Genomic DNA, 16,940 nt, shown 5'->3' on the forward strand with positions numbered 1-16,940 from the left:
GCTCCGGCCAAGGCCGCTGCCGCGGCTGCCCCCGCCCCTGCCACCCAGAGCGCGCCTGCCGCTGCTCCGGCTGCCGGCGGCGGTACTGTCGAAGCCACCGTGCCGGACATTGGCGACTACACCGACATCCCGGTGATCGAAGTGCTGGTCGCCGTGGGCGACACGGTCAAGAAGGACCAGGGCCTGGTCACGCTCGAATCGGACAAGGCCACCATGGAAGTGCCGTCGTCGGTCGCCGGCGTGGTCAAGGAAATCAAGGTCAAGGTCGGCGACACCCTGTCGCAGGGCAAGGTGGTCGCCATCATCGAAGCCGAGGGTGCTGCCGCCCCGGCGCCGACCCAGGCCGCCGCTGCCGCCGCCCCGGCCGCTGCCGAGACCGGCACCAAGGTGGAACCGGTCGCCGTGCCGGCCGAGCCGGACAAGCTGGCGGCGCGCGAGATGGCCAGCGCCCCCTCGGCAGGTGCCCCGAGCAGCCCGCCGGTGCAGTTCAACGCCGACAGCGTGCTGCCTTCCAAGGTGCCCTATGCCACTCCGGCAGTGCGCGTGTTCGCCCGCGAGCTGGGCGTGGACCTCAACCAGCTGACCGGCACCGAGAAGGGGGGCCGCATCACCAAGTCCGACGTTCAGAAGTTCGTCAAGTCGGCGCTGACCGGCGGTGGCACTGCCGCTGCCGGTGGCCCGGTCGCCGCTGGTGGTGGGCTCAACCTGCTGCCCTGGCCGAAGGTCGACTTCAGCAAGTTCGGTGAGGTCGAGACCCAGCCGCTGTCGCGCATCAAGAAGATCTCGGGCGCCAACCTGGCACGCAACTGGGCGATGATTCCGCACGTCACCCAGTTCGAGCAGGCCGACATCACCGACCTGGAAGGCCTGCGCGTGGCGCTGAACAAGGAGAACGAGAAGGCCGGCATCAAGCTGACCATGCTCGCCTTCCTGATCAAGGCCAGCGCCGCCGCGCTCAAGCAGTTCCCGGAGTTCAACGCATCGCTGGATGCGGCCGGTGAGAACCTGACCCTGAAAAAGTACTTCAACATCGGCTTCGCCGCCGACACCCCGAACGGCCTGGTCGTGCCGGTGATCCGCGACGTGGACAAGAAGGGCGTGGTGCAGATCGCGCAGGAAACCGGCGAGCTGGCCAAGAAGGCGCGCGACGGCAAGCTGGGCCCGGCCGACATGAGCGGTGGCTGCTTCTCGATCAGCTCGCTGGGCGGCATCGGCGGCACCGCGTTCACCCCGATCGTCAATGCACCGGAAGTGGCCATCCTGGGCGTGTCCAAGTCCTCGATCCAGCCGGTCTGGAACGGCAAGGAATTCGCTCCGAAGCTGATGCTGCCGCTGTCGCTGAGCTACGACCACCGGGTCATCGACGGTGCGCTGGCCGCACGCTTCACCACCTACCTGTCGCAGGTGCTGGCCGACATGCGGCGCGTGCTGCTGTGAGGCAGGCCCGCGCGGTAGTGCCGGGCTCTGCCCGGCAGCGTTTCGTGCAGCAGGGCAGGGCCCGGCTCTACGCTGCCGTGCTGGTCGCCGCTGCGCCGGCCGCCTCGGCCGCGTGCACCACCGATCTTGGCCACGGCTGGCCGCCGGCGGTGGGCAACTACGGCCAGGCCGTGGAAACCCTCTTCCATGGCAAGGCGCAGCCCCGCCTGGCAATGACCCTGCTGCCCAAGGGCGGGGTGGAAACCGCGGTGGCGCTGCTGCCCGGCACCCGCGACGGCGAATGGACCCTGCGCTACAGCCAGGCCGACAAGCGCGTGTACAACTGGAACAACAGTGCGCGCGGCAGTGGCGTTGAACTGCGCGTGGACCAGGAACCGGACCAGTACCAGGTGGCCATCCCGGCCGCGCTCGCCCAGCGCCTGGTGCGCAGCTGGCGAACCGCGCTCGATTCGGGCGTGCCTGCCGACCGCAAGGCCCCGATCACCGAGGGTGAAGTGCTGTCGTTCCAGGTGGATGGCGAACGCTACAGCGGTCCGCGCTGGGAGTGCGGTGCCGGCAGGCTGATGATGAAACAGGTGGCGCTGCTGATCGAAGCCAGCGACACCAAGGAAAAGAAGCTCGACCGTCGCTGGCAGGATCTGGACGAGTCGCTCGACGAACTGCAGGAACTGCTCGGCGGCAAGGCCGGCTGAGCACCAGGAGAACACGAATGGCCGCTATTGAAATCAAGGTTCCCGACATCGGCGATTACACCGATGTCCCGGTGATCGAAGTGCTGGTCGCCGTGGGTGACACGGTGAAGAAGGACCAGGGCCTGGTCACGCTGGAGTCGGACAAAGCCACGCTGGAAGTGCCGTCCTCGGCGGCGGGCGTGGTCAAGGAAATCAAGGTCAAGCTCGGCGACACGCTGTCCGAAGGCGCGGTGGTGGTGGTACTGGAGGCCGAAGGCGCCGCCGCTGCACCTGCGGCCCCGGCCGCTGCCCCGGCCAAGGCTGCCGCACCGGCCAGCAAGCCGCCGGTGACCCCGTCGCATCGCGCCCCGGCCGAACCGACCGCGCCGCAGCCGGCGCTGTCCAGCGGCAAGCCGGCCGACATCGAATGCCAGATGGTGGTCCTTGGCGCGGGCCCGGGCGGCTACACCGCCGCGTTCCGCTCGGCCGACCTGGGCGTGGACACCGTGCTGATCGAGCGCTACGCCAGCCTCGGCGGTGTGTGCCTCAACGTGGGCTGCATTCCGTCCAAGGCACTGCTGCATGCGGCAGCGGTGATCGACGAAGTGGCCCATGCGGGCGATTTCGGCGTGGAGTTCAGCGCGCCGAAGATCACCCTGGACAAGCTGCGCGGCTACAAGGAAAAGGTGGTCACCCAGCTGACCAAGGGCCTGTCGGGCATGGCCAAGCAGCGCAAGGTGCGCACCGTGCAGGGCGTGGCGACCTTCGTTTCGGCCAATGAGCTGGAGATCGTCGGCGACGACGGCAAGACCCAGCTGCTGCGCTTCCAGCAGTGCATCATCGCTGCCGGTTCGCAGGCGGTGAAGCTGCCGAATTTCCCGTGGGACGACCCGCGCGTGATGGATTCCACCGACGCGCTGGAGCTGGCCGACATTCCCGGCTCGCTGCTGGTCGTGGGTGGCGGCATCATCGGCCTGGAAATGGCGACCGTGTACGCGGCGCTGGGTAGCAAGGTGACCGTGGTGGAGTTCATGGACCAGCTGATGCCGGGTGCCGACAAGGACCTGGTCAAGCCGCTGGCCGACCGCCTGAAGAAGCAGGGCGTCGAGGTCCACCTCAAGACCAAGGCTTCCGGCGTGAGCGCGGACAAGAAGGGCATCACCGTGACCTTCGAAGCCGCTGCCGAAGGCGAGAAGCCGGGCCTGGAGCAGGGCACCTTCGACCGTGTTCTGGTGGCCGTCGGCCGCTCGCCGAACGGGAAGAAGATCGGCGCGGAGAAGGCCGGCGTCGGCGTCACCGAGCGTGGCTTCATTCCGGTGGACCGCCAGATGCGCACCAACGTGCCGCACATCTTCGCCATCGGCGATATCGTCGGCAACCCGATGCTGGCCCACAAGGCCACGCACGAAGGCAAGCTGGCCGCTGAAGTGGCCTCGGGCGAGAAGAAGGAGTGGGTGGCGCGGGTGATTCCCTCGGTGGCCTACACCAACCCGGAAATCGCCTGGGTCGGCGTGACCGAGACCGAAGCCAAGGCGCAGGGCCTGAAGGTGGGCGTAGCCAAGTTCCCGTGGGCCGCCAGCGGCCGCGCGATCGGCATTGGCCGCACCGAAGGCTTCACCAAGCTGATCTTCGACGAGGACACCCACCGCATCATCGGCGGCGCGATCGTCGGCGTGCACGCGGGCGACCTGCTGGCGGAGATCGGCCTGGCCATTGAAATGGGTGCCGAAGCCGAAGACATCGGCCACACCATCCACGCCCACCCGACCCTGAGCGAGTCGGTGGCGATGGCCGCGGAGATCTACGACGGCACCATCACCGACCTCTACATCCCGAAGAAAAAATGACGGGTAGAGCGGACTGTTAGTCCGCTGCATGCCTGGTCCGCTGCATGCCACCCAACAAAAAACCCGGCTTTCGCCGGGTTTTTCGTGCGGTAACACACCAGCCAACGGCTGGATCAGAACGAAACGCTGATGCCGGCCACCGGACCCTTGAACTCCTGCTTCAGGCCGATGGTGCCATCGCTGCCGCTCTGGTCGACGTCGAGACGGAACCAGTCGTAGCCGGCAAACAGGCCGAAGTTGTCGGTGAACTTGTAATCCACGATGACGTTGGCGCGGGTCAGGTCGCCGTCGTAGTCGTCGAAGTTGCCCCAGTCGGTATTGAGGTACTGGCCCTGCGCGGTGATCATCCACTTCTCCGACGGGGTGATGGTGAAGCGTGCGCCCACCACCGGTGCGACGCCGTCAGCCTTCTCGTCGAGGAACTCACCCTGGTACAGCGTGCCCAGGTCCGCGTAGGCCGTGGTGCTGACCTTGGCGTACTCGGCACCCAGCTGCAGGCCGAGGTCGAACTTCTCGGTGTCCACCACCGAATAGTCGTACACCAGGCTGGCCACCTGGTACTTCAGCTCGCCCTTGACGAAGCTGCCGGCCGGCACGGTTTCGCCGCCGAAGCTGATGCCCTCGTTGAGGGTCTCGCGGCGGTCCTTGTCGTACTTGAAGTAGTTGAAGATCAGGCGCTGGCGGTCGCTGATGCGGAACAGGCCGTCGACGCGCGGCTCCCATTCCTTGCCGCCCAGGCCGAAGTCCTCGGAGAAGCCCACATCCTGGCCGAGCACCGTGGTGTTGCCCCGGATCGTGTTGTCCGAGTCGATGTTCATCGCACCCACGCGCAGGGCGAAGCGGTCATCGCCTTCGGCCGCGCTCGCGGACGTGGCGTGGGTGAGGGCGGCCATGGCCAGCGGCAAGGCGAGCAGGGGAAGCAGGCGCATCGTTCTATCCTTGGAGGGATTCAGTGAAGTGGAATCACTCTGCCCAGCGCCGCGTCCACCATTCGTGAACGTATGGTGGAGATTGTGTGTACCGTTCATGCACCGCGGGTGACCGTCGGCGTCCAGGCATGGCCGCTGGTTGGAACGGGCGACGTTGTAGCGGATGCGGCCTGCCCGGAAAAAAGGCGGCCCCGGAGAGAGCTCGGGGCCGCCCGGCATGGGCCTGCTCAGGGGCGTCGACGAGGATCGAATCGGCAGGCCCATCTCTGGGACCGGCATCCGCGACCAAAGTTCAATATGGTGCGACGCGACATGAATTGGGAGGGGCGTTGGCGGCATCGACCCCCTTCCACCGGTAAAATCTGTGGCGATGCAGCAACTTGCGGCGACCGGGATGAACAGGCGCAGGTTGTCTCGCAAATTGTCCCGTTGCTATAATTTGGCGGCTCGACGGGGCATGGGCAGTTGCAGCCCCGGTCACTCCTCCCACAACCATGCAGGACATACGTGTGCTGAACTCCGTTGACGCGGGTCGGCGACTGATGCTGCGCGCAGCGGTCTACCCGCTGGCTGCAGTGGCTGTCCTGGCCTTGGCCTTCCTGCTGCTGGCAGGTCCGAAGTACGCCCTCGGGGCGCTCGCATCGGGCGTTGCGGTTTCGGCGGGTGGCTGGGTCGCGGCGCGGATGGCGCTGGGGGGTGGGGTCCAGGCAGCAGGCTCGGCCATGTCGCGGCTGATCCTGGCGGTGGTGGCAAAGTGGGCGCTCGTATTCGGTGTCCTGGCGGTGGGTTTCGTGGTCTTCAAGCTGCCTGCACTGGCGCTGCTGGCCGGAATCGCCGTCGGACTGATGTTCCAGGTCCTGGCTCTGGCCAGGCGCTGATCCAATTTATTTAACTCAAGGTTCCGGACACATGGCAGGCGAGGCGCTTACACCCACCTCCTACATCCAACATCACCTGCACAACCTGACGTTCCATATGCAGGAAGGTGGTTTCTGGGCAATTCACGTCGACACCATTGTGACTTCGGTCCTGATGGGTTTGTTGATGGTGTTTGGCTTCTGGATGGCGACCCGCAAGGCCACCGCCGGCGTGCCGGGCAAGTGGCAGGCGTTCGTGGAGATCTGCCTGGAATTCGTCGACCGCCAGGCCAAGGACACCTACCACGGCACCAGCAAGCTGGTGACCCCGATCGCGATCACGATCTTCTTCTGGATCCTCCTGATGAACCTCATCAAGATGATCCCGGCCGACTTCATCGCCATGCCGCTGGAAGCGCTGGGCGTGCCGTACTGGAAGCCGGTCCCCACCGCCGACGTCAATGCCACCCTGGGCATGTCGATCAGCGTGTTCTTCCTGATGCTGTTCTTCGCGCTGCGTTCCAAGGGCCTGGGTGGCTTCACCAAGGAATTCCTGACCGCGCCGTTCGGCAAGTGGATGATGCCGTTCAACCTGATCCTCAACATCGTCGAGTGGCTGAGCAAGCCGATCTCGCTGGCGATGCGACTGTTCGGCAACATGTTCGGCGGCGAAATCGTGTTCCTGCTGATCTGGGTGCTGGGCAGTGCCGGCATCATGGGCGCCATCGCGGGCGGTGCCTTCGGCCTTGGCTGGATGCTGTTCCACCTGCTGGTGATTCCGCTGCAGGCATTCATTTTCATGATGCTGTCGATCGTGTACCTGAGCCTGTCGGAAGACGCTCACTGAGTTTCCGCTTCACCCTTCATCCGTTTCATTACCCTTAGCAACTTAAGTTTCCGGAGATAACCCATGTACTTTGCCGTCCTGACCAACCTCGCCCAAGTCCAGAGCTCCACCGTCCTCGCCGTCGGCATCATGATCGGCCTGGCCGCGCTGGGTGCCGGTCTCGGTCTGGCCATCATGGCCGGTAAGTTCCTGGAATCGGCTGCCCGCCAGCCGGAACTGATCCCGGTGCTGCAGGTCCGCATGTTCATCACCGCCGGCCTGATCGACGCCGCGTTCATCATCTCGGTCGCCGTCGGCCTGCTGCTGGCCTTCGCCAACCCGACCATCGCTGAATTCGTTGCGCGTCTGCCGGCTGCTGGCTGATCCAGCGAAAGCGAAACGATCAGGCGCCTTGAGCGCCTGATCGCGGATGAAGGAACGGATGCGCCGCTCCTGCGGCGCCTCCACCCCATCACCCCAGATTGAGCGAACCCCATGGAAATCGGTTTTACCCTCGTTGCCCAGGCACTGGCGTTCGCCGGTCTGATCTGGATCATCGCGACCAAGATCTGGCCGCCGCTGATGAACGCCATCGAAGAGCGCCAGCAGAAGATCGCTGAAGGCCTCGCTGCTGCCGACCGCAGCCAGAAGGATCTGGCCCAGGCGCAGGAAAAGGTCAACGAAGCACTGAAGGATGCGCGCACCAAGGCCAACGAGATCATCGACCAGGCCCATGCCCGCGCCAACCAGATCGTTGACGCCGCCAAGAATGAAGCCATCGTCGAAGCGAACCGCCAGAAAGAACTGGCCCACGCCGAGATCGAGGCTGCCGCCAACCGTGCCCGCGAAGATCTGCGCAAGCAGGTGTCCGTGCTGGCCGTGACCGGTGCCGAAAAGCTGCTCAAGCGCGAAATCGACGCCAACGCCCACAAGGCGCTGCTCGACGAGCTGGCTTCGGAGATCTGATCGATGAGCCAGGCCCTCACGCTTGCACGCCCGTATGCCCGCGCCGCGTTCGCGACCGCGCGCGACGAAGGCACGTTCGCGCCGTGGTCGGACGCGCTTGCGTTTTCCGCCCACGTAGCCGCCGATCCTCGCGTGTCGGCCCTGCTGTCGAACCCGGAGCTGGGCCGCGACGATGCCGTCGCGCTGCTGGCCCCGGAAACGGCGGGCGAGTCGTTCGGTCGCTTCCTGGCCATCCTGGCCGAAGCGCACCGGCTGCCGCTGCTGCCGGAAATCGCAGGCATGTACGACCAGCTCCGCGCTGAAGCCGAACACGTGGTCAAGGCCACGGTGACCTCGGCCGCCGAGCTGTCCTCCACTGAGCTGGACGCCATCAAGGCCGCGCTGCGCAAGCGCTTCGGCCAAGACGTGGAGATCACCACCGCGATCGACGCTTCGCTGATCGGCGGTGCGGTGATCGACGCTGGCGACGTGGTGATCGATGGCTCGCTCAAGGGCAAGCTGTCGCGCCTGCAGACCGCGCTCGCTAACTGAATTCATTTAACGTCCGGCCTGACCGCCGGCACTAGGACTTGACGATGGCAACCACGCTCAACCCCTCCGAAATCAGCGAACTGATCAAGAACCGCATCGAGAAGGTCAAGCTGGCCGCGGAATCGCGCAACGAAGGCACCGTGACCAGCGTGTCCGACGGCATCGTGCGCATCTTCGGCCTGGCCGACGTGATGCAGGGCGAAATGATCGAACTGCCGAACAACACCTTCGCCCTGGCCCTGAACCTGGAGCGCGATTCGGTCGGCGCCGTGGTCCTGGGTGGCTATGAGCACCTGCGCGAAGGCGACGTGGCCAAGACCACCGGTCGCATCCTGGAAGTGCCGGTCGGTCCGGAAATGCTCGGCCGCGTGGTCAACGCGCTCGGCGAGCCGATCGACGGCAAGGGCCCGATCGCGGCCCAGCTGACCGCGCCGGTGGAGCGCGTTGCGCCGGGCGTGATCTGGCGCAAGTCGGTCGACCAGCCGGTGCAGACCGGTTACAAGTCGGTCGACTCGATGATCCCGATCGGCCGTGGCCAGCGCGAGCTGGTCATCGGTGACCGCCAGACCGGCAAGACCGCCCTGGCCATCGATGCGGTGATCAACCAGAAGGACACCGGCATCAAGTGCGTGTACGTCGCGATCGGCCAGAAGGCTTCGACCGTGGCCAACATCGTGCGCAAGCTGGAAGAGAACGGCGCCCTGGCCCACACCGTGGTCGTGGCCGCCACCGCCTCCGAGTCGGCTGCCATGCAGTACATCAGCGCCTACTCGGGCTGCACCATGGGTGAGTACTTCATGGACCGCGGCCAGGATGCCCTGATCGTGTACGACGACCTGTCCAAGCAGGCCGTGGCCTACCGCCAGATCTCGCTGCTGCTGAAGCGCCCGCCGGGCCGTGAAGCCTACCCGGGCGACGTGTTCTACCTGCACTCGCGCCTGCTGGAACGTGCGGCCCGCGTTTCGGAAGAGTACGTCGAGCAGTTCACCAAGGGTGAAGTGAAGGGCAAGACCGGTTCGCTGACCGCCCTGCCGATCATCGAAACCCAGGCCGGCGACGTCTCGGCGTTCGTGCCGACCAACGTGATCTCGATCACCGACGGCCAGATCTTCCTGGAAACCGACCTGTTCAACTCGGGCATCCGCCCGGCCGTGAACGCCGGTATCTCGGTGTCGCGCGTCGGTGGTGCGGCCCAGACCAAGATCATCAAGAAGCTGTCGGGCGGCATCCGCATCTCGCTGGCCCAGTACCGCGAGCTGGCTGCGTTCGCGCAGTTCGCTTCGGACCTGGACGAAGCCACCCGCAAGCAGCTCGAGCGCGGTCAGCGCGTCACCGAGCTGATGAAGCAGAAGCAGTACGCCCCGATGTCGATCGCCAACCAGGCGCTGTCGATCTACGCCGTCAACGAGGGTTACCTCGACGACGTGCCGGTCAACAAGCTGCTGGCCTTCGAAGAAGGCCTGCACGCGCACTTCGCCAACACCCAGGGCGAACTGATCGGCAAGGTCAACGCCACCGGCGGTTGGGACAACGACATCGAAGCGGCCTTCAAGAAGGGCATCTCCGAGTTCAAGACCACCGGCAGCTGGTAAGACGAATGTGTGGCGGGGCCTTCGGCCTCGCTTCACCGTTGAAGGTAGCGGGGCAGAGCCCCGCTCTACGGGAATAAGAGATGGCTAGCGGTCGCGAAATCAAAACCAAGATCAAGAGCGTGCAGAACACCCGCAAGGTGACCCGCGCGCTGGAGATGGTGTCGGCCTCCAAGATCCGCAAGGCGCAGGATCGCATGAAGACCTCGCGTCCGTATGCGCAGGCGATGAAGCAGGTGATCGGCCACCTGGCCCAGGCCAGCACCGATTACCAGCATCCGTTCCTGGTCCAGCGTGACGAGGTCAAGCGGGTCGGCTACATCGTGATCTCGTCCGACCGCGGCCTGGCCGGCGGCCTGAACAACAACCTGTTCCGCAAGATGCTGGGCGAAGTCCGCCAGTACCAGGAAAAGGGCGCCGAGATCGACGTGGTGACCATCGGCCAGAAGGCGTCCACCTTCTTCCGCCGGGTCAAGGTCAACATGGTCGGCAGCGTTACCCACATGGGCGACGTGCCGCACCTGGAACAGCTGATCGGCGTGATCAAGGTCATGCTCGACGCCTTCACCGAAGGCAAGGTCGACCGCGTGTACCTGGTCTACAACCGCTTCATCAACACGATGGTGCAGAAAGCCAGCTTCGACCAGCTGCTGCCGTTGCCGGCGGCCGAGAAGCAGGTTGCGCACCATGACTGGGACTACCTGTACGAACCCGACGCCGCCACCGTGCTCGAGCACGTGATGACGCGTTACGTGGAATCGCTGGTGTACCAGGCCGTGCTGGAAAACGTTGCCTCCGAGCATGCCGCGCGCATGGTGGCGATGAAGTCGGCCAGTGACAACGCCAACAAGCTGATCGGAACCCTGCAGCTGGTCTACAACAAGGCGCGCCAGGCAGCGATCACCCAGGAAATCTCCGAAATCGTCGGCGGCGCGGCAGCAGTCTGACGCGCACAGTCAAAAGCATTTAATTAGAGGATGCAGCAATGAGTCAGGGCAAGATCGTTCAGATCATCGGCGCCGTCGTCGACGTGGAATTCCCCCGCGAGTCGGTGCCGAAGGTGTATGACGCACTGAAGGTGGACAACACCGAAATCACGCTGGAAGTGCAGCAGCAGCTCGGCGACGGCGTGGTCCGTTGCATCGCGCTGGGCTCCACCGACGGCCTGAAGCGCAACCTGGTCGCCACCAACACCAACCGCGCCATCTCGGTGCCGGTGGGTGCAGGCACCCTGGGCCGCATCATGGACGTGCTGGGTCGCCCGATCGACGAAGCCGGCCCGGTGGTTGCCAGCGACAGCTGGGAAATCCATCGCGAAGCCCCGTCGTACGAAGACCAGTCCCCGGCCACCGAGCTGCTGGAAACCGGCATCAAGGTCATCGACCTGATGTGCCCGTTCGCCAAGGGCGGCAAGGTCGGCCTGTTCGGCGGCGCCGGCGTCGGCAAGACCGTCAACATGATGGAGCTGATCAACAACATCGCCAAGGCGCACAGCGGTCTGTCCGTGTTCGCCGGCGTGGGTGAGCGTACCCGTGAGGGCAACGACTTCTACCACGAGATGAAGGACTCCAACGTCCTGGACAAGGTCGCGATGGTGTACGGCCAGATGAACGAGCCGCCGGGCAACCGCCTGCGCGTCGCGTTGACCGGCCTGACCATGGCGGAATACTTCCGCGACGAGAAGGACGAAAACGGCAAGGGCAAGGACGTGCTGCTGTTCGTCGACAACATCTACCGCTACACCCTGGCCGGTACCGAAGTGTCGGCACTGCTGGGCCGCATGCCGTCGGCCGTGGGTTACCAGCCGACCCTGGCCGAGGAAATGGGCGTCCTGCAGGAGCGCATCACCTCGACCAAGAACGGCTCGATCACCTCGATCCAGGCCGTCTACGTGCCGGCCGATGACTTGACCGACCCGTCGCCGGCAACCACCTTCGCCCACCTGGATTCGACCGTGACCCTGTCGCGTTCGATCGCCTCGCTGGGTATCTACCCGGCCGTGGATCCGCTGGACTCGACCAGCCGCCAGATGGACCCGCTGGTCATCGGCCACGAGCACTACGACACCGCCCAGCGCGTCCAGCAGACCCTGCAGAAGTACAAGGAACTGAAGGACATCATCGCCATCCTGGGCATGGACGAACTGTCCGAAGAAGACAAGCAGGCCGTGTCGCGCGCCCGCAAGATCGAGCGCTTCTTCAGCCAGCCGTTCCACGTGGCCGAAGTGTTCACCGGCTCGCCGGGCAAGTACGTGTCGCTGAAGGACACCATCCGCGGCTTCAAGGCCATCGTCGACGGCGAATACGACCACCTGCCGGAGCAGGCGTTCTACATGGTCGGCAGCATCGAAGAAGCGGTCGAGAAGGCCAAGAAGATGGCTGAGAAGGCCTGATCATGAGCACCATCCGTTGCGACATCGTCAGCGCCGAGCAGGAAATCTTCCGTGGTGAAGCGACTCTGGTCGTGGCTACGGGTGAGCTCGGCGAACTGGGCATCGCGCCCAAGCACGCTCCGCTGATCACCCGGTTGAAGCCGGGCAAGGTGGTGGTCACCCTGCAGAATGGCGAGCAGCTGGACTTCGCCATCTCCGGCGGCATCCTCGAGGTGCAGCCGCAGGTCGTGACCGTGCTGGCCGACACCGCGATCCGCGCGCAGGACATCGACGAATCCGCGGTCCGTAAGGCCAAGGAAGAAGCCGAGCGCATCCTGGCCAACCGTGGCGAGGCGATGGAAGTGGCCGAAGCCCAGCAGAAGCTGGCCGAAGCGGTGGTCCAGCTGCAGGCGCTGGAGCGCCTGCGCAAGACCCTCAAGCACTGACATCCTGCTACTGCTGCACAACGACAACGCCGGCTTCTGCCGGCGTTGTTGTTTTTGGGTCCGGCAGATCCGAGGCGGGCGATGGTCTTCGCGGAAAGCCACCATGTTGACGGCATGCGTTCTAGAATCGCAGTCATCCTCACCGATCGCGCTTCATTGCCCCCATGACCCAAGCCCTGCACGTCATCATCCTCGCCGCCGGCGCTGGCAAGCGCATGAAGTCGGTCCTGCCCAAGGTGCTGCAGCCGATTGCCGGCCGGCCGATGCTGGCGCATGTGATCGATACCGCACGCCAGCTGCAGCCGGCTGCCATCCACGTGGTGTACGGCCACGGCGGTGAGGCGGTGCGCGCGGCGTTCGCCGACCAGCCCGACCTGCAGTGGGCCGAGCAGCGCGAGCAGCTGGGGACCGGCCATGCCGTGCAGCAGGCCATGCCGCAGGTGCCCGACGCGGCCCGGGTACTGGTGCTGTACGGCGACGTGCCGCTGATCCGGCTCGATACCCTGCAGCACCTGCTGTCCCAACCCGGGCGGCTGGCGGTGCTGGTGGCGGACATGCTCAACCCCACCGGCTACGGCCGCATCGTGCGCAATGCCGAGGGCAAGGTCGGCGCGATCGTGGAGCAGAAGGATGCCACGGAGGAACAGCTGGCGATCCGCACCATCAACACCGGCATCATCACCGCCGATGCCACCGCGCTGCGCACCTGGCTCTCGCAGCTGTCCAACAGCAATGCGCAGGGCGAGTACTACCTGACCGATGTGTTCGCCTCGGCCGCGGCCGACTACACCCCGGCCGACATGGCCTTCGTCGCCGACGCGCAGGAAGCCGAGGGCGCCAACGATCCGTGGCAGCTTTCCCAGCTCGAACGCGCGTGGCAGCTGCGCGAGGTGCGCGCGCTGTGCACGCAGGGCGCGCGCGTGATCGATCCGGCGCGGCTGGACATCCGTGGCACGGTCACGGTGGGCCGCGACGTGCAGATCGACGTCAACGTGATCCTGGAAGGCACCGTGGAACTGGGCGACGGGGTCAGCATCGGCCCCTTCACCCGGCTCAAGGACGTGAAGCTGGCCGCCGGCACGGTGGTCAAGCCGCACTGCGACCTGGAAGGCGTGGTCAGCGAAGGTGCCGCCGACATCGGCCCGTTCGCCCGCCTGCGCCCGGGTACCGTGCTGGCCGACGGCACGCACGTGGGCAATTTCGTTGAAACCAAGAAGGTCCGCCTGGGCGTGGGCAGCAAGGCCAACCATCTGACCTACCTTGGCGATGCGGTGATCGGCAGCAAGGTCAACATCGGCGCCGGCACCATCACCTGCAATTACGACGGGGTGAACAAGTCGCAGACCACGATTGGCGACAACGCCTTCATCGGCTCGAACAGTTCGCTGGTGGCGCCGGTGACCATTGGCGACGGGGCGACCATCGCTGCCGGTTCGGTGATTACCCGCAACGCGCCGGAAGGCAAGTTGACGCTGGCACGCGTGCGCCAGGAAACCATTGATGGCTGGCACCGACCGGTGAAGAAGTAACCGGGCAGCGCGTTGGCCGGCCAACGGCCGGCGCTACCGCGGCGTATCCGACGCCCATGGTTGATTGACCCATATCCCGATGGGCCCGTAAAAATTCGTAGCGCCGGCCGTTGGCCGGCCCAGGCAAACCCATCACCCCGGCAAAAAGATCGCCACGCACAACCCGCCTTCCCGGCGGTTCTGCAGCGACACGCGGCCGCCATGCGCCTCGACGATCTCGCGGGTCAGCGCCAGGCCCAGTCCGGTGCCATTGCGCTTGGTCGAATAGAACGGCATCAGCGCGTTCTGCAGCACCGCCTCGTTCATGCCCTTGCCGCGGTCCAGCACTTCGATCCGCAGCCACTGCGGCAGCCGGGTCAGGCGCAGTTCGACATCGTCGTTCGGCGGTTCGGCTTCGCTGCACGCCTCATGCGCGTTCTTGAGCAGGTTCAGCAGCGCCTGGCCGAGCTGCGCGATGTCGACGCGGCCCTGCAGGTCGTCGGGAATCTCTGCCATGCGGAATGGAATCTGCATCTGCAGCCCGCCCAGGAACTGCTTCCACTGCACGTTCTGCAACTGCGGCTGCGGCAGCTTGGCAAAGCGCGCATACCCCCGGATGAAACCCTCCAGGTGTCGTGAGCGCTCTTCGATGGTGGAAAACACTTCCTCCAGCCGCTCGGTCCTCCCGCGTCGCACCAGCTCGCCACCGGAGTGCGCCAGCGAGGCAATCGGCGCCAGCGAGTTGTTGAGCTCGTGGCTGATCACCCGGATCACCTTCTTCCAGGTCTGCACTTCCTGGCGGCGAAGTTCGGCGGTCAGCAGGCGGATCAGCAGCAGGCCGTGGGGGCGCCCGTTGAGGTGGAAATTGCGCCGCGACAGGTGGTAGACCTGCTCGTCGTCTTCATCGCCATCTTCGGCTTCATCACCGGGGCCTCGCACCGCGAACAGGCTGTCGCCACCGCGCTCGATCGCGTCTCGCAGCTCCACCGGCATGGTCTGCAATACCTGCTGCACGGCCTGGCCTTCCAGCTTCCAGCCGTTGTGCAGCAGCTTGCGCGCGGCCAGGTTGGAAAACACCACGCGCTGTACGCCGTCGCCGCCATTGGCCAGCAGCAGCATCGACACCGGCGTGTTCTGCACCATGGTGTCCAGCAGCAGCTCGCGCTGCACCAGGCCCTGGCGCTGCTCCCGCAGCACGTCGCCCAGTTCACGATGGGCCTGCACCAGATCGCCAAGCTCGTCGTTGCCGGGCCAGTACACGCTGAAATTGTATTCGCCGTCGCGGTAGGAACTGGTCGTGCCGGCCAGTGCCCGCAGCAGCGAGCGCACCGGGGCGGTGGCGCGGCGCAGGGTCCACCACATCAGGGCCAGCAGCAGCACGCTGGATACCAGCGTCACCAGCCAGCCCTGGTCCATCCAGTAAGCCAGCAGCCACGGCCCTGCCGCAGCCAATGCCAGCACTGGCAGCAGGCGCAGGAACAGGCGGAAGGTAAACGAGGTGCGCTTCATTCGCGCGGAATGCCGTAGCGATCCATGCGCCGATACAACGCCTGCCGGCTCAGCCCAAGTTCGGCGGCGGCCTGGGCAATGATGCCGTGGCTGTGCGACAGGGCCGATTCGATCCGGCTGCGGTCGGGGTCTGCGCCCGGCACGGCGGCGCGCGGTGCGGCGGCTGCGCGCGGCAGGTTGAGGTCGGCCACTTCGATGCGCGCGCCCTGCGCGAGCAGGCCGGCGCGCTGGATCACGTTGCGCAGCTCGCGCACGTTGCCCGGCCATGCATGTCGCTGCAACGCGCTGGCGGCGGCGCTGGACAACGGCTTGCCATCGCCCAGGAAGCGCTCGGCGAGCGGCAGGATGTCGCCCGGGCGTTCGGCCAGCGGTGGCAGCGCCAGCTCGACGGTATTGAGGCGGTAGTACAGGTCTTCGCGGAATTGCCCGTCGCGGATCATCGACGGCAGGTCGGCATTGGTCGCACTGATCACGCGTACCTTGACCTGGCGTTCGCGGTTGGAGCCCAGTCGTTCGAAGCGGCCGGTTTCCAGCACGCGCAGCAGCTTCATCTGGCCGCCCAGCGACAGGTTGCCGATCTCATCGAGGAACAGGGTGCCGCCGTCGGCGGCCTCGAACTTGCCCTCGCGCGCCTTGTTGGCGCCGGTGTAGGCGCCGGCTTCGCTGCCGAACAGTTCGGCCTCGATCAGCTCGGCCGGAATGGCGCCGCAGTTGAGCGCCACGAACGGCCCCCTGGCCACCAGCGAATTGGCCTGGATAATCTCGGCGATCTTTTCCTTGCCTGCGCCGTTGGGCCCGGTGATCAGCACCGGCAGCTCCGAGCGCGCGACCTGGCAGGCCAGGTTGACCACGCGTTCGCTGGCCGGGTCGGCCACCACCGCGCCACGCAGGTCGTAGCGGGCTTCCAGCGCGGTGCGGTCGCGTTGTTCGCGGGCCCGGCGGCGGTCCAGTTCGTTCCGGGCTTCGGACAGTTCCAGCAGGTTGTTGACCGTGGTCAGCAGCTTGCGGTCGTCCCAGGGTTTGGCCAGGTAGTCGGCGGCACCGGCCTTGACCAGGTCCACCGCGCTGCTCAGGTGGGTCCAGGCGGTGAGCAGGATCACCGGCAGGTCGGGGTGGCGCGCGCGGATCTGCTGGAAGAGGGCTTCGCCTTCTTCACCCGAGGTGGTGTCCTCGGTGAAATTCATGTCCTGGATCACCAGGTCGACCGGCTGCTGCTCCAGCACCGCCAACCCCGCGTCCGGCGACAGCGCGTGCACGGCCTCGATGTCGTGCAGCGAGAACAGCACCTCCAACGCGGTGGCCACGCTGGCGTTGTCGTCAATGATCAGGATCGAGGGCATGCGGCAGCGAAGGACCGGGGAGTAGGCAGAGAGTACCCGAGCGCCGGGCCCACCGGCAGGGTGGGCCCGGCACGCGGCTTACGGGCGTTCCGGCGGCGCCGGCGGGCGCGGCG

16 protein-coding genes are annotated in these 16,940 nt (G+C 65.9%); 13 read left to right on the top strand and 3 right to left on the bottom strand.

Annotated elements, in window-relative coordinates; all coding sequences use genetic code 11:
• The 3 genes from aceF to lpdA all read left to right on the top strand — a co-directional run.
• Positions 1-1,437: dihydrolipoyllysine-residue acetyltransferase (aceF, locus tag RWO33_RS13370; protein WP_314105413.1), on the top strand; the 1,437-nt coding region annotated here is incomplete at its 5' end.
• A gap of 77 nt (positions 1,438-1,514) precedes the next feature.
• Positions 1,515-2,129, top strand: coding sequence for a hypothetical protein (locus RWO33_RS13375; RefSeq protein ID WP_314105427.1), 615 nt, complete (start codon positions 1,515-1,517; stop codon positions 2,127-2,129).
• Between the two features lie 17 nt (positions 2,130-2,146).
• Positions 2,147-3,955 (top strand): dihydrolipoyl dehydrogenase, encoded by a 1,809-nt coding sequence (gene lpdA / locus RWO33_RS13380; RefSeq protein WP_314105416.1) that lies wholly within the window; start codon positions 2,147-2,149, stop codon positions 3,953-3,955.
• A gap of 113 nt (positions 3,956-4,068) precedes the next feature.
• Here lpdA and RWO33_RS13385 read toward each other — a convergent pair whose 3' ends face one another.
• Positions 4,069-4,884 (bottom strand): hypothetical protein, encoded by an 816-nt coding sequence (locus RWO33_RS13385; RefSeq protein ID WP_145479113.1) that lies wholly within the window; start codon positions 4,882-4,884, stop codon positions 4,069-4,071.
• A gap of 509 nt (positions 4,885-5,393) precedes the next feature.
• Between RWO33_RS13385 and RWO33_RS13390 the strand changes: the two genes are divergently transcribed.
• The 10 genes from RWO33_RS13390 (at position 5,394) to glmU (ending at position 13,999) form a co-directional block, all read left to right on the top strand.
• Entirely contained in the window at positions 5,394-5,762 is a 369-nt protein-coding gene (locus RWO33_RS13390) for a hypothetical protein (RefSeq protein WP_171966783.1), read from the top strand.
• A 31-nt stretch (positions 5,763-5,793) separates the two neighbouring features.
• The gene (gene atpB, locus RWO33_RS13395) at positions 5,794-6,588 is read left to right on the top strand and encodes a F0F1 ATP synthase subunit A (protein WP_145479114.1); all 795 of its coding nucleotides are present in this window, start codon (positions 5,794-5,796) and stop codon (positions 6,586-6,588) included.
• A 63-nt stretch (positions 6,589-6,651) separates the two neighbouring features.
• Complete coding sequence (gene atpE / locus RWO33_RS13400) at positions 6,652-6,951, top strand: F0F1 ATP synthase subunit C (RefSeq protein WP_145479115.1); 300 nt, start codon at positions 6,652-6,654, stop codon at positions 6,949-6,951.
• A 111-nt stretch (positions 6,952-7,062) separates the two neighbouring features.
• Positions 7,063-7,533: a F0F1 ATP synthase subunit B gene (locus RWO33_RS13405; RefSeq protein ID WP_070208722.1), complete on the top strand. Its 471-nt coding sequence runs from the start codon at positions 7,063-7,065 to the stop codon at positions 7,531-7,533.
• Positions 7,534-7,536: 3 nt separating this feature from the next.
• Positions 7,537-8,064, top strand: coding sequence for a F0F1 ATP synthase subunit delta (locus tag RWO33_RS13410; RefSeq protein WP_145479116.1), 528 nt, complete (start codon positions 7,537-7,539; stop codon positions 8,062-8,064).
• A gap of 44 nt (positions 8,065-8,108) precedes the next feature.
• Positions 8,109-9,656 carry a F0F1 ATP synthase subunit alpha gene (atpA, locus tag RWO33_RS13415; RefSeq protein WP_145479117.1) on the top strand — a complete coding sequence of 516 codons (1,548 nt, stop codon included), beginning with the start codon at positions 8,109-8,111 and terminating at the stop codon, positions 9,654-9,656.
• Positions 9,657-9,736: 80 nt separating this feature from the next.
• Complete coding sequence (gene atpG / locus RWO33_RS13420) at positions 9,737-10,600, top strand: F0F1 ATP synthase subunit gamma (protein ID WP_102945926.1); 864 nt, start codon at positions 9,737-9,739, stop codon at positions 10,598-10,600.
• A gap of 38 nt (positions 10,601-10,638) precedes the next feature.
• Positions 10,639-12,045, top strand: coding sequence for a F0F1 ATP synthase subunit beta (gene atpD / locus RWO33_RS13425; RefSeq protein WP_102945925.1), 1,407 nt, complete (start codon positions 10,639-10,641; stop codon positions 12,043-12,045).
• Between the two features lie 2 nt (positions 12,046-12,047).
• A complete protein-coding gene (locus RWO33_RS13430; RefSeq protein ID WP_145479118.1) occupies positions 12,048-12,470 on the top strand; it encodes a F0F1 ATP synthase subunit epsilon in 423 nt (140 codons plus the stop codon).
• A gap of 164 nt (positions 12,471-12,634) precedes the next feature.
• A complete protein-coding gene (gene glmU / locus RWO33_RS13435; protein WP_145479119.1) occupies positions 12,635-13,999 on the top strand; it encodes a bifunctional UDP-N-acetylglucosamine diphosphorylase/glucosamine-1-phosphate N-acetyltransferase GlmU in 1,365 nt (454 codons plus the stop codon).
• A 132-nt stretch (positions 14,000-14,131) separates the two neighbouring features.
• Here the strand turns inward: glmU and RWO33_RS13440 are convergent, their stop codons facing one another.
• Complete coding sequence (locus tag RWO33_RS13440; RefSeq protein WP_314105424.1) at positions 14,132-15,487, bottom strand: HAMP domain-containing sensor histidine kinase; 1,356 nt, start codon at positions 15,485-15,487, stop codon at positions 14,132-14,134.
• Positions 15,484-16,827: a sigma-54 dependent transcriptional regulator gene (locus tag RWO33_RS13445; RefSeq protein WP_314105425.1), complete on the bottom strand. Its 1,344-nt coding sequence runs from the start codon at positions 16,825-16,827 to the stop codon at positions 15,484-15,486. The genes RWO33_RS13440 and RWO33_RS13445 overlap by 4 nt, the downstream gene beginning before the upstream one ends.
• Positions 16,828-16,940 lie beyond the last annotated feature (113 nt).

The sequence above is a fragment of the uncultured Stenotrophomonas sp. genome (assembly GCF_963519925.1).
Classification (GTDB): domain Bacteria; phylum Pseudomonadota; class Gammaproteobacteria; order Xanthomonadales; family Xanthomonadaceae; genus Stenotrophomonas; species Stenotrophomonas maltophilia_AE.

Coding starts and splice junctions, on each gene's coding strand:
- RWO33_RS13405 (WP_070208722.1), top strand. CDS start 7,063: ATGGAAATCGGTTTTACCCTCGTTGCCCAGGCACTGGCGTTCGCCGGT.
- RWO33_RS13410 (WP_145479116.1), top strand. CDS start 7,537: ATGAGCCAGGCCCTCACGCTTGCACGCCCGTATGCCCGCGCCGCGTTC.
- RWO33_RS13445 (WP_314105425.1), bottom strand. CDS start 16,827: ATGCCCTCGATCCTGATCATTGACGACAACGCCAGCGTGGCCACCGCG.
- RWO33_RS13385 (WP_145479113.1), bottom strand. CDS start 4,884: ATGCGCCTGCTTCCCCTGCTCGCCTTGCCGCTGGCCATGGCCGCCCTC.
- lpdA (WP_314105416.1), top strand. CDS start 2,147: ATGGCCGCTATTGAAATCAAGGTTCCCGACATCGGCGATTACACCGAT.
- RWO33_RS13430 (WP_145479118.1), top strand. CDS start 12,048: ATGAGCACCATCCGTTGCGACATCGTCAGCGCCGAGCAGGAAATCTTC.
- atpE (WP_145479115.1), top strand. CDS start 6,652: ATGTACTTTGCCGTCCTGACCAACCTCGCCCAAGTCCAGAGCTCCACC.
- atpB (WP_145479114.1), top strand. CDS start 5,794: ATGGCAGGCGAGGCGCTTACACCCACCTCCTACATCCAACATCACCTG.
- atpG (WP_102945926.1), top strand. CDS start 9,737: ATGGCTAGCGGTCGCGAAATCAAAACCAAGATCAAGAGCGTGCAGAAC.
- glmU (WP_145479119.1), top strand. CDS start 12,635: ATGACCCAAGCCCTGCACGTCATCATCCTCGCCGCCGGCGCTGGCAAG.
- atpA (WP_145479117.1), top strand. CDS start 8,109: ATGGCAACCACGCTCAACCCCTCCGAAATCAGCGAACTGATCAAGAAC.
- RWO33_RS13440 (WP_314105424.1), bottom strand. CDS start 15,487: ATGAAGCGCACCTCGTTTACCTTCCGCCTGTTCCTGCGCCTGCTGCCA.
- atpD (WP_102945925.1), top strand. CDS start 10,639: ATGAGTCAGGGCAAGATCGTTCAGATCATCGGCGCCGTCGTCGACGTG.